At 41.6% G+C, this 12568-nt stretch carries 10 protein-coding genes; 9 read left to right on the top strand and 1 reads right to left on the bottom strand.

Annotation, left to right across the window (positions count from 1 at the left end):
* The first annotated feature begins 36 nt into the window (after positions 1-36).
* From IR083_RS16565 to IR083_RS16535, 6 genes are all read left to right on the top strand, one after another.
* Positions 37-1623 carry a RagB/SusD family nutrient uptake outer membrane protein gene (locus IR083_RS16565; protein WP_194225170.1) on the top strand — a complete coding sequence of 529 codons (1587 nt, stop codon included), beginning with the start codon at positions 37-39 and terminating at the stop codon, positions 1621-1623.
* 20 nt (positions 1624-1643) lie between these two features.
* Positions 1644-2693 carry a SusE domain-containing protein gene (locus IR083_RS16560; RefSeq protein ID WP_194225169.1) on the top strand — a complete coding sequence of 350 codons (1050 nt, stop codon included), beginning with the start codon at positions 1644-1646 and terminating at the stop codon, positions 2691-2693.
* 27 nt (positions 2694-2720) lie between these two features.
* Positions 2721-3761 carry an arabinogalactan endo-beta-1,4-galactanase gene (locus IR083_RS16555; RefSeq protein ID WP_194225168.1) on the top strand — a complete coding sequence of 347 codons (1041 nt, stop codon included), beginning with the start codon at positions 2721-2723 and terminating at the stop codon, positions 3759-3761.
* Between the two features lie 418 nt (positions 3762-4179).
* Positions 4180-6639, top strand: a complete 2460-nt coding sequence (locus tag IR083_RS16550) for a glycoside hydrolase family 2 TIM barrel-domain containing protein (RefSeq protein WP_194225167.1) — start codon at positions 4180-4182, stop codon at positions 6637-6639.
* Between the two features lie 381 nt (positions 6640-7020).
* Entirely contained in the window at positions 7021-7401 is a 381-nt protein-coding gene (locus IR083_RS16540; RefSeq protein WP_194225165.1) for a LytTR family DNA-binding domain-containing protein, read from the top strand.
* The gene (locus IR083_RS16535; RefSeq protein WP_194225164.1) at positions 7401-8282 is read left to right on the top strand and encodes a hypothetical protein; all 882 of its coding nucleotides are present in this window, start codon (positions 7401-7403) and stop codon (positions 8280-8282) included. The genes IR083_RS16540 and IR083_RS16535 overlap by 1 nt, the downstream gene beginning before the upstream one ends.
* Before the next feature lie 13 nt (positions 8283-8295).
* On the opposite strand, the gene glpE is transcribed toward IR083_RS16535, so the two are convergent.
* Positions 8296-8586 carry a thiosulfate sulfurtransferase GlpE gene (glpE, locus tag IR083_RS16530; protein ID WP_194225163.1) on the bottom strand — a complete coding sequence of 97 codons (291 nt, stop codon included), beginning with the start codon at positions 8584-8586 and terminating at the stop codon, positions 8296-8298.
* A gap of 110 nt (positions 8587-8696) precedes the next feature.
* On the opposite strand from glpE, the gene IR083_RS16525 reads away from it, so the two are divergent.
* From IR083_RS16525 to IR083_RS16515, 3 genes are all read left to right on the top strand, one after another.
* On the top strand, positions 8697-9500 hold the full coding sequence (locus IR083_RS16525) for a hypothetical protein (RefSeq protein WP_199343242.1): 804 nt from the start codon (positions 8697-8699) through the stop codon (positions 9498-9500).
* Between the two features lie 238 nt (positions 9501-9738).
* Positions 9739-10704, top strand: a complete 966-nt coding sequence (gene metA, locus IR083_RS16520; RefSeq protein ID WP_194225162.1) for a homoserine O-succinyltransferase — start codon at positions 9739-9741, stop codon at positions 10702-10704.
* A 23-nt stretch (positions 10705-10727) separates the two neighbouring features.
* Complete coding sequence (locus IR083_RS16515; RefSeq protein WP_194225161.1) at positions 10728-12563, top strand: peptidase U32 family protein; 1836 nt, start codon at positions 10728-10730, stop codon at positions 12561-12563.
* Positions 12564-12568 lie beyond the last annotated feature (5 nt).

The following is a 12568-nucleotide window of genomic DNA, read 5'->3' as shown; positions in this document are numbered from 1 at the left end:
ATAATAAATAGGTCTGCGACCTTAAAAATTACGAAAATGAAAAAGATAAAATATATATACATTCTTTTGGTGTCGATGACCCTAGGTTTGTTTACCTCATGTCTGGGCGACCTCGACCAGATACCCAAAATAGAAGCTACACCCGAAACGGTTTACAATACACCCGAAGGCTATAAATCCGTTTTGGCAAAACTATATGCATCCCTTGCTATTGCCGGACAGGAAAAAGGGGACGGGAACACCGACCTCGGAGGTAAAACATATTGGGGCTACCTGCGTATTTTCTACAATTTGCAGGAACTACCTACCGATGAGGCCATTTACACATGGGGTGGGGGTGATGCTTTGAACGGTATCCAGTTTATGACATGGAATTCTTCGGACGAATGGACTTCGGCGATGTATTACCGTATCTATTATACTGTGGCCATCTGTAATGAATTTTTACGCAATGCGACCGATGATAAACTATCAGGTTTCAACGACAGCGACAGGGAACAGATAAAGGTTTACCGCAGTGAAGCCCGTTTCCTGAGAGCTTTGGTTTATTATCATGCGTTGGATTTTTACGGAAATGTACCTTTTGTAACCGAGTCGGACCCTGTGGGAGCATTCTTCCCTCCACGTATTACACGGGCAGACCTGTTCAGTTATGTGGAATCGGAGTTGAAAGGCATAGAAGAAGAATTACCTCTGCCATTGCAGAACGAATACGGGCGGGTAAGCCGTGCGGCAGCCTGGTCGTTATTAGCAAAACTATATCTGAATGCTAAAGTATACACAGGCACCGAAAAGAATACGGAATGTATTACTTACAGCAAGAAAGTAATAGACGGAGGTTATGCGTTGGAAAATACATATGCCAATCTGTTCAATGCTGATAACGATTTACGCACAAATGAAATTATCTTCCCTATAGAAGCCGACGGACAGCATACCACTACATGGGGTGGCAGTACCTATCTGGTTTGCGGACCTATAGTAGGCTCTATGGTAGCTACCGATTACGGAGTGCAATCCGGTTGGGGCAGTATCCGTACCAGAAAGGAATTTGTGAAACTTTTCAAAGATATTACAGGGGCGACAGATAAACGCGCAGCATTCTATACTGATGGGCAGAGTCTCGATATTGAAGACCCTACTATCGGTACTCAAGGCTATTCTATTGTGAAATACATTAATAAGACATCGACAGGACAGAACGGCTCAAACTTTTCAGAAGGATTGGTCGATACCGATTTCCCGATAATACGTCTTGCTGATGTGTATCTGATGTATGCCGAAGCTGTAGTAAGAGGTGGTACGGGTGGAAGTAAGAGCCTTGCTGCTGAATACATAAATCTGATACGCAAAAGAGCTTACGGTAATGAGACGGGAAAGGTTAGTGAAGATGAACTGACTCTCGATTTTATTCTGGCCGAAAGAGGACGTGAATTATATTGGGAAGGCACCCGCCGTACCGACCTTATCCGTTTCGGAAAATTCACAGGCTCGTCTTATGTGTGGCAATGGAAAGGTGGAACAATGGATGGTACGGGGACAGATAGCAAATTCAATTTGTATCCGCTTCCTCCGGCCGATCTGGCAGCTAATCCTAATCTGAAACAAAACGAAGGGTATTAATCTTTAAGATATAGAATAGTATGAAAACAATAAATAAATATATATTCCTGTTCCTTCTGGCTATACTGGCCGTGTCATGTAATAGTGACGGAGATGAAGTGGTGCTTTCGGGTTTTCAGGAAGGAGAATTGAGGGCGACTGCATCGGAAGTCGTATTGACGAATGATAACAGCGGGAAACTGGTTTTATCCTTTATGTGGAATGCAGGGGAGTTAGCAAATACATATTCGCAAAAGTACGGGCTTCCTGCCGATGCATTGAAGACAACACTCCAGTTCGATACACAGAGTTCATTTGCCAGTGCAAAAGATGTGGTGGAAACTGCCAGTGCGAAATCCTATACAGGCAAGGCTTTGAATTCGCTGGCCCTGAGTATGGGCTTGGAAACAGCGCAGGCTGCAAAACTTTATGTACGCCTGAAGTCTACTATTGCGGCTAATGTGGATCCTCTTTACAGTAATGTGGTGGAAGTGACTGTGACCCCTTACGAAGAAATAGCATTCTTATATATGCCGGGCGACCTGAGCGGCGGATGGGATAAATACACAACACGCTTATGCTCACGCAATGGAAATGGCGAATATGAAGGATTTGTAAATGCTAAGGCATGGAATAACTTTAAATTTACGACCGAAATGAGCAGTACTTCGGGTGTAACTTATGGTTCCAATCCGAATGATTTATACACATTGGATGATAGCAGCGACCAGTGGAACATATGGTTCGAAGAGGACGGATATTTCCTTCTGAAAGCGAATACCAATACGATGAAATGGAGTAAGACGAAAATTACTGCCTTTGCCGTTACCGGAGAGTTCAATGCATGGAGCCTTGCTACTGATGTGATGACTTACGATGCTGTAAATCAAGTATGGAAAGTGACTTGTAATATCTCGAACACATTGTATGGTATTCAGATAATTGCCAATAACGACTGGAATTCGAAATACGGAGGCAGTAACGGAGAGATTACTCTGGGCGGAGCGAATATAGAAATTGCCACGCCGGGTACTTATACCATTACAATGAATCTGAGCAATCCTGAGAAGTATACGTATACAATCGAATGATTAATCCATTAAAAACAAAATTATAGTATGAAATTATATATAAAACATTTGATTATAGCGCTTTCATTCATTGTTTCCCTCGGGTTTATTTCCTGTAGCGAGGATGATGATAACAGTGCAACCAATCCTGACTTATCATCCGGAACTTTTGCCAAAGGGGCTGATGTGAGTTGGATAACCCAGATGGAAGCATCGGGAAAGAAATTCTACAATGCAGCAGGGGCTGAAATGGAAGGTATAAGGCTGTTGAGAAGTCTTGGGACGAACTCTGTCCGCCTGCGTATATGGGTAGACCCTGTAGACGGATGGTGCAATACCGAAGATTTGTTGGTGAAAGCATATCGGGCTAAAAATCTTGGTATGCGTATTATGGTAGATTTCCATTACAGCGATACCTGGGCAGATCCATCGAAACAAGTGAAGCCGGCGGCATGGACTAACCTGAGTTTTACAGAGTTGAAAAATGCCGTAGCGAATCATACGAAAGAAGTGTTGAATGTGTTGAAAACAAATGGTATCACTCCTGAATGGGTACAGGTGGGTAATGAGACAGGCAACGGGATGTTATGGGATGATGGAAAAGCAGAAGACAATATGAAAAACTATGCTGATCTTAATAATGCAGGCTATGATGCGGTCAAGGCAGTTTTTCCTGATGCGAAAGTGATTGTTCATCTGCAAAACGGGCAGGATAACGGATTGTTCCGTTGGTTGTTCGACGGATTGAAAAGTAACAATGGAAAATGGGATGTAATAGGCATGTCCTTATATCCGTCTGCCGATGATTGGAAGACCATGAACAACGATTGCCTTGCCAATATGAAAGATATGATAGAGCGTTATGGTTCGGAAATAATGCTTTGTGAAGTAGGAATGAGCTGGGATGAAGCGGAAGCATCAAAAGCCTTTCTGACCGATTTGATAGAAAAAACAAAATCATTACCAGACGGCAAAGGCTTAGGTGTATTCTATTGGGAACCGCAGGCGTATGGTAGTTGGAATGCGTATACACTCGGTGCTTTTGACGATTCGGGAAAACCTACGGTTGCTTTGGATGCATTCAGATAATATTTATCTATACTATAAGCTGACAGCTAAAGACTGTCAGCTTATTGCTCTTTGAAAAGGTGAACGAGCCCCCTCAATCCCCGACTTACAAAGAGAATAAAAAGCAAGAAATTGAAAATGAGAATAGGAATGAGGGAGGACAAAAAAGTAACAGGATAGAAATATGTAAAATGTGTTACTTTTATTACCTTTTGGGATTTTATTTAGGGGCAGGTCTTGTACCTATAAAAGTGACAGGTGAATAAAGATACAAAAGGTGTTACAATTGTTACCTTTTAACAAGTCGTAAGTTTTAAGTAATAAGTCATTGGATCTGTTGATTGATAAAAGCTAATTATTCATTCTTAATTCTTAATTGCTTTTCGTGTTACTTTTGTTACCTTTTGAAAATTAAAAATGAAACTGATTAAATTTTATAATGAAAAGAAAATTTATAACTTTTATTTTAGCCATACTGTTTTGTTGCAATGCCACCATTCAGTCGCAGACAAAAAGAGTAGAGTTCTTATTAGAAAAGAATTGGAAATTCAGCAAAGGCGATTATCCGGATGCTGTCAAAACAGGTTTTGATGATAAAAACTGGGAGTCGGTAACTGTTCCCCACGATTGGGCTATATTCGGACCTTTCGACCGCGAACACGATTTACAGGAAGTGGCGGTTACCCAGAACGGGGAAAAAGTAGCGACTGTAAAAACCGGACGTACCGGAGGATTACCCTATGTCGGTATTGGTTGGTACCGAAATTCTTTTAATGTAAACGGTTTCGAGAAAGGAAAAAAGCGTGTCAGCCTGCTTTTCGATGGAGCTATGAGTGAAGCGCGTGTGTATGTAAACGGAAAAGAAGCCTGTTTCTGGCCTTTTGGTTACAACTCTTTTCATTGCGATGTAACGGATTTGCTGAATACTAACGGTGAAAATAATATACTGGCAGTCCGGCTCGAAAACAAACCGCAGTCGTCGCGTTGGTATCCGGGTGCAGGCCTTTACCGAAATGTACATGTAGTAGTGACCGAAGAAATACATGTACCTGTATGGGGTACTTATATTACTACACCTTTTGTCTCGGAAGAATATGCTTCGGTAAAGCTGAAAACCGAAATCAGCAATTCGGATAACGCGGATGTACGGATAGTTACCGAAATAAAAGATGCATTGGGAAATGTCGTTGCTAAAAAAGATAATACCCTCAGGATAAACCATGGCCAGCCTTTCGAGCAGAATCTTATTGTGGATAAACCACAACTGTGGTCACCAGAGACGCCATATCTATATAATGCAGTATCGAAAGTATATGTAAAAGATACACAGATTGACGAATATACCACACGTTTCGGTATAAGGGATATAAAGCTGATTGCCGACAAAGGATTTTTTCTGAATGGTAAAAGACGTAAGTTTCAAGGGGTTTGTAATCATCACGACCTCGGCCCTCTGGGAGCAGCTATTAATGTAGCGGCATTGCGTCGCCAGCTGACTATGCTGAAAGATATGGGGTGTGATGCTATACGCACGGCACATAATATGCCTGCGCCGGAACTGGTTGCCCTGTGTGATGAGATGGGCTTTATGATGATGATAGAACCATTCGACGAATGGGACATCGCCAAGTGCAAGAATGGCTATCACCGTTTTTTTGACGAATGGGCAGAGAAGGATATGGTAAATATGCTGCGCAATTACCGCAACAATGCCAGTGTGGTAATGTGGAGTATTGGTAATGAGGTGCCTACCCAGTGCAGTGACCAGGGATACAAGGTGGCTTCTTTCTTGCAGGATATCTGCCATCGTGAAGATCCTACCCGTCCTGTTACTTGTGGAATGGACCAGATTAGTTGCGTGTTGAATAACGGTTTTGCAGCTATGCTGGATGTTCCGGGATTCAATTACCGTGCTCATCGTTATCTGGAAGGTTACGAAAAACTGCCTCAAAATCTGGTGCTTGGAGCTGAGACATCATCAACAGTAAGTTCGCGGGGAGTATATAAATTCCCTGTTGAGAAAAAAGCGGATGCCGTATATGATGATCACCAGTCTTCATCTTACGATTTCGAATATTGCGCATGGTCAAATCTGCCCGATGATGATTTTGCATTGGCAGACGATTATGAATGGACTATGGGACAATTCGTATGGACAGGATTCGATTATCTGGGTGAACCTTCTCCTTATGATACGGATGCATGGCCGAATCATAGTTCTATGTTTGGTATCATAGATCTGGCAAGTATTCCTAAGGACAGGTATTACCTGTATCGTAGCCTGTGGAATAAGAATGAGAGCACGTTGCATATCCTGCCTCACTGGAACTGGAAAGGGCGTGAAGGAGAGAAAACTCCTGTATTCGTTTATACGAGCTATCCGTCAGCCGAACTTTTTATCAATGGTAAAAGCTATGGAAAACAAAGTAAAAATAATACTACGGTGCAGAACCGCTACCGCCTGATGTGGATGGATGCCATATACGAACCGGGTGAAGTGAAAGTAGTTGCATATGATGCGCAGGGTAAAATCGCAGAAGAAAAGATTGTGCGTACGGCAGGTAAGCCTCATCATATAGAACTTGTAGCCGACAGAATGCAGTTAGCTTCTGACGGTAAAGATCTGGCATATATAAATGTGAGAATAGTAGATAAAGACGGTAATCTATGCCCTGATGATCAGCGTCAGATAACTTTCTCCGTAACGGGCAATGGTAGCTACAAAGCATCAGCAAACGGAGATCCTACTTCCCTCGAACTCTTTTATTTGCCTCGGATGCAGGCCTTTAACGGACAGTTGACTTCGATAGTACAATCGGGTGAAAAAGCCGGAAAGATGATCTTTGAAGCAAAGGCGAAAGGTTTGCAGGCGGGAAGGATAGAAGTGATAGTAAAGTGAATTAGTTGACAGTTGAGAATTGAGAGTTGAAAATTTTTAAGGGCTTTGCACTATTAGTGCGTCAGCATCTGTGCATTAGTTCCGCAGGCGGGGTACCCAATCCGGTAAAGATGGCGGAGAATCAAATGGGGCGATAGCCCATTTATTTGATTCAGCCATCGAGGCGGTTTTGGGTCGCCGAGGAATGAAGCGCTAGCCTTTTGGTTCGTTTTGGACAATGCCAAAATGAACATAAATAAATCTTTATTAAAGATGATCGGTTCTATTTCGTTCTTTGACATACATATTTCATACAATAGAAAGCCTGTTTAATACATAAAATACCTTGGGATAGCGGATTGTATAAAGAATAATCTATTTTTGTATTAAATTAATGAGGTAATGTTGAGATATCTTGTATTGGCAAACAGTAACGACTTGGTGAGGGTTTCTCCCGAGAGGATTGTCTATATATCCTCCGACGGGAATTATTCCACTATGGTGTTGGTCAATAAGGAAGAACATCTGTTTTCGTTCAATCTGGGTACTTTCGAAAAGGTTATTGAGCAACAGCTGGATAATGATGCCGGTACTTTTATTCGTCTGGGTAAAAGCTTGATTATAAATGCGCAATATATCTATTATGTGAATGTATCCAAACAGCAGATTGTCCTTTCGGATATCAGTTTTCCCCATAAATTTGCCCTCTCTGCATCAAAAGAAGCATTGAAAGCGTTGAAGACAGTATTGGAAGAAAGTCTAAAGGACAGGAGGATAGAATAATGAGCAAGAAAGATATAAAAACGGAAAATGAAGTCTACTTTCTTGGCTCAAAAGAAAGTAGGGATAAAAAGTCCGCTTCCAAAAATAGGTGGTGGCTGATAGCTGTGGCTTGTATAGTGGTGGCTATTATAGCGATATTGTTGATATTGCTATTGCGGAAACCGACTGCTGACTATTACTTCGAGCCTGAAATTGAAGAGGCTGTGTATACGGCTGGTGTAACTTCCGATACGATAAAGGCTATCCCCGGCGATACAATAAAGGGCTATGTAGAGATATTGGAAGAGACGGTTAATGACGTGCCTATGTTTGTTTACGTACCACATCATGCAACACTGTCATTATCTGTAGGCATGCCGGATAAATCCGATTCAACGATTGTATTCATCACACAGGCTGCCGATATCAGGGGTGATAATTATGAGATAGTAGGCGATTTTGTCCTTGCCGGTGAAAAATTATCGAGAGGAGTTGCCAAAACCGGATTTTGTGCGGTCATTGACGGCGAAGTTATTATCGGGGTTTCTGATAATACACCATTGTTGCAAAAAGCAATTGAGTCCAAAGGTTATTTCTTCCGGCAATATCCATTGGTAGATGATGGGGTACTAGTGGAAAATAATCCGAAGAACAAGTCTGTTCGCAGGGCATTAGCTACACGCTCAGGGAAGGTGATAATGGTAGAAAGCCGTAGCGCCGAGTCATTCCATGATTTTGCTCAGGCACTGGTCGATATCGGGGTAACCGATGCGATATATCTGGTAGGCAGCAATACTGCATTTGGATGGTACTACGATAAAGAACATAAGAAAACTGAATACGGAATAACCCAATCGGAAGAACTCTGGAATATATCTTATATTGTCTGGCGGTCAGAGTGAAATGGAATAGGAATTATACCCATCCTTCATATCCGCCGTCTATACTGTATACATCTTCGAATCCTTGTTCTGTAAGGAAGCTGGCTACTATCTGGCTGCTATTTCCATGATAGCACATGACCAATATCGGGGCGGTTTTATTCACTGAGTTTAGAAAGAGAGGAAGGCTTTCTTGGGTAAGATGTGTTGCTCCCTCTACATGCCCGTTGCGGAAGCTTTCTTTATCTCTTATATCTACCAGTATTGTGCCGGGTTTGGATAACTTTTCTTTGGCCTGATGCGATGTAATTCTCTTTAATGACATTATTTTATATTGTTATTAGTTTGTTCTATATGCTGTTTGATTTTATAGATTGAACAAATGTCGTCTGTTTTTGTTCTTAGTGTTTAAAATCACGAATAAAAAACACTAACATGCAAAGGAAACTATTACTGGCCCTATTGGCAATTGTCTACTCATCACTGATATTCGCTCAATCTGAACCAGCTTACAAAAAAGGAACATTCTTTGCCCTGTGGGGTTGGAACAGAGATGCATATACAAACTCGGATATTCATTTCAAAGGTAATGATTATAACTTTACACTCCATAAAGTGAAGGCTTCCGATAAGCAGAATAAGATCAGTTACTTCAATTATCTTCGTCTCGATCGCATAACTATTCCCCAGACTAATTTACGAGTGGGTTATTTTATAAAGGATAATCTGGCTATAACTTTAGGTGTGGATCATATGAAATATGTGATGGACCAGAATCAGACGGTAGATATAGATGGATATGTAAAACCTGATTATCAGTCTCATGTAAGAGACGATGGCTCTATAAAACTAACAGATGATTTCCTTACATTTGAGCATACCGACGGTTTGAACTATATCAATGCCGAAGTAGAATATTATAAGAATTTTTACCATAAAGGTATTCTCAAAGTGAACGGCCTGATTGGTGGTGGAGCCGGATTCCTTATGCCCCGTAGTAATGTTATGATGATGGGAAATGAACGGCACGATGCTTTTCATCTCGCGGGATTCGGACTGAATGCAAAAGGCGGATTGGATGTAAACTTGTGGAACTTGTTTTTCGTCCGTTCCGAAGTGAAAGAAGGATATATCAATATGCCAAGTATAAGGACGACCGAATCGCCGGACGATCAAGCGCATCAGGCTTTCTGGTTTGCTGAACTGACTTATACATTCGGTTTTAACTGGCATTTTTGAAGATATAAAAGTTTATCTATATAATAGATTCAGGTATACTCAGTGCAGTATTTAAAAAGTGTTTGTTGATTTTAGAGTAATCAGTAGTAAGTATTAAGTGTCTGATAACCGATTACTGTTAACAGTATCCCCCTTCCGGGCCCTGGGGGACTGTTAACTTAAAAAAATCATAACTCATAACCTATAACTCATAACTAAATCATAACTTTGCATACTTGATTTGTAAAAGCTATAGACCATGCCAGTTAATATACCTAACAATCTTCCGGCGATTGAGATTCTGAAGAAAGAGAACATCTTTGTAATGAACCAACTCAGAGCTAACGAACAGGATATACGTCCTCTTCGTGTGCTTATTCTCAATCTGATGCCTATAAAGATAATGACGGAAACTGATTTGATAAGGTTATTATCAAACAATCCGTTGCAGGTAGAAGTTGAGTTTCTGAAACTGGAAACCCATACATCTAAAAACACTTCGGAAGAGCACCTTGAAATGTTTTACAAGAACTTCAGTCAGGTAAAAGATGATTTCTATGATGGTATGATAATAACAGGCGCACCAGTCGAACTGTATGAATTTGAAGAAGTGACTTACTGGCCCGAAATATCTTCTATATTTCATTGGGCACGTACTCATGTGACTTCCACATTGTATATATGCTGGGCTGCACAGGCTGCCATGTATCATTTCTACGGGGTGAAGAAATATCCGTTACCGGAGAAAATGTTCGGTGTATTCAAGCATATTGCCCATGATAAGAAGTTCCCGTTGTTCAGGGGATTCGACGATGAGTTTTATATTCCTCATAGCCGCCATACAACAGTGAGGAGGGAAGATGTACTTCGGCATCATGAGTTGAAAATACTGTCGGAGTCGGATGATTCCGGTGTCGGGATAGTTGCATCCCGTGGAGGACGTGAATTTTACCTGACAGGACATTCCGAATATGCACCATATACACTTCATAACGAATATATACGGGATGCGGAAAAAGGCTTACCTATAAAGATTCCGCTCAATTATTATAAAAATGACAATCCTGAGAACGGGCCGGTGGTGCGCTGGTCGGGTCATGGTAATCTCTTATTTAATAATTGGCTCAACTACTTTGTCTATCAGGAAACTCCGTATGATAAAACGAAGATCAAAGATCTGGGTAATATAGATCCTATGAATGAGGGATATATGTACCATATCTAAGTAACATTATAACAAGGTAATCTTTGCTTAAAGCACGCAAAATAGAACTACTTGCCCCTGCTAAGAATCTGGAATGTGGTATTGAGGCTATCAATCACGGGGCGGACGCAGTGTACATCGGCGCACCGAAATTCAGTGCGCGTGCAGCCGCCGGAAATACACTTGATGATATTAAGTCGCTGGCGGAGCACGCACATCAGTTCGGTGCAAAAGTATATGTTGCCCTGAATACCATACTGACGGATAGTGAATTGCATGACGCGGAAAAACTCATATGGCAGTTATACGCCGATGCCAAAGTAGACGCACTCATAATTCAGGATATGGGTATCACTATGCTCAATCTGCCACCGGTTGCATTGCATGCAAGCACACAAATGGATAACCGGAGTGCGGAGAAGGCGAAGTTTCTTGAAAATGCAGGATTTAAGCAAATCGTATTACCCCGGGAATTGACAATAGATGAAATAGGCGAAATTGCCGCCCAGGTAAAAACTCCTCTCGAAGTCTTTGTTCATGGCGCATTATGCGTATGCTACAGCGGGCAGTGTTATCTCAGTCAGGCCTTGTCGGGACGAAGTGCGAACAAAGGGGCATGCGCTCAGTATTGCCGTTTACCATACACGCTGGTTGACGCAGACGGGGAAGAGATAATACAGAAGAAGCATTTTCTGTCGATGAAGGATCTCAATCTATCGGATAATTTGGAAGAATTACTGGAGGCTGGCGTCAGTTCTCTCAAGATAGAAGGGCGGTTGAAAGATGTTTCCTATGTGAAGAATGTGGTAGCTTATTATCGATTGAAATTGGATGCGATTTTGAAGAGAAATCCTCAGTATATAAGGGCTTCATCGGGTACTTCAGTTTATACATTCGAGCCTAATCCAGAAAAAAGCTTTAATCGTGGCTTTACCAAATACTTTCTGCACGAGCGCAGTAGTAATATGTGGTCGGTAGACTCACCCAAATCGATAGGTGAACCAATTGGGAAAATAACAGAGATCACAACAAAGTATATAAAAGTCAATAGCGCTGTAAAGATACACAACGGCGATGGTCTTTGCTATTTCAATAATAAAAAAGAGCTGGAGGGTATCCATGTTAACCGTGTAGAAGGAGACCTTATCTTCCCGGCAACGATTCCCGATGTAAAGCGTGGTGCTTTTGTTTACCGCAACTATGATCATGAGTTTGAAAAGTTGTTGTCGAAAAAATCGGCGGAGCGCCGTATAAGCGCGACCATTGACCTGAATGAAATTCCGTTCGGCTTTTCTTTAAAGATTGCCGATGAAGACGACAATTACGCCATTCTCAATTTTGAAACGGAGAAGCAAACAGCCCTGAAAGACCAAACTGAAAATATCCGGAATAACCTGAGTAAGACGGGCAATACGATATTTAGAGTAGAGCAGGTCAATATAAATTGGAGCGATAGTTGGTTCGTCCCGGTGTCGCTGTTGTCGGAATGGAGACGACAACTGACAGAGGAACTTTTATCCGTGAGAAAAATCAGATATCAACAGGAAGTTGTCCTGCATAAACAGACCTCGCATGCTTTTCCTGTTAAAGATATTACATATCTGGGGAATGTGATGAACGAAAAGGGCAGGCGATTTTATACGCAACATCAATCGTCGGTGATGCAGCCTGCGTTTGAAAAACAGGGACAAAAAGATGTACCTCTGATGTTTACACGCCATTGTATCAAACAGTCATTAGGTTGGTGTCCGAAAGAAGGAACTGAAAAACATCCTTACAAAGAGCCTTTCTTTTTGATATATAACAATACAAAATTGCGTCTTTCGTTCGATTGCCGGAATTGTGAGATGAAAGTATTTAACGATTCGTACGCAGAATAATATAC

The sequence above is a fragment of the Dysgonomonas sp. GY75 genome (assembly GCF_015234155.1).
GTDB lineage: Bacteria > Bacteroidota > Bacteroidia > Bacteroidales > Dysgonomonadaceae > Dysgonomonas > Dysgonomonas gadei.
This window is presented reverse-complemented; position numbering and strand designations above follow the sequence as displayed.

Coding starts and splice junctions, on each gene's coding strand:
- IR083_RS16565 (WP_194225170.1), top strand. CDS start 37: ATGAAAAAGATAAAATATATATACATTCTTTTGGTGTCGATGACCCTA.
- IR083_RS16560 (WP_194225169.1), top strand. CDS start 1,644: ATGAAAACAATAAATAAATATATATTCCTGTTCCTTCTGGCTATACTG.
- IR083_RS16555 (WP_194225168.1), top strand. CDS start 2,721: ATGAAATTATATATAAAACATTTGATTATAGCGCTTTCATTCATTGTT.
- IR083_RS16550 (WP_194225167.1), top strand. CDS start 4,180: ATGAAAAGAAAATTTATAACTTTTATTTTAGCCATACTGTTTTGTTGC.
- IR083_RS16540 (WP_194225165.1), top strand. CDS start 7,021: ATGTTGAGATATCTTGTATTGGCAAACAGTAACGACTTGGTGAGGGTT.
- IR083_RS16535 (WP_194225164.1), top strand. CDS start 7,401: ATGAGCAAGAAAGATATAAAAACGGAAAATGAAGTCTACTTTCTTGGC.
- glpE (WP_194225163.1), bottom strand. CDS start 8,586: ATGTCATTAAAGAGAATTACATCGCATCAGGCCAAAGAAAAGTTATCC.
- IR083_RS16525 (WP_199343242.1), top strand. CDS start 8,697: ATGCAAAGGAAACTATTACTGGCCCTATTGGCAATTGTCTACTCATCA.
- metA (WP_194225162.1), top strand. CDS start 9,739: ATGCCAGTTAATATACCTAACAATCTTCCGGCGATTGAGATTCTGAAG.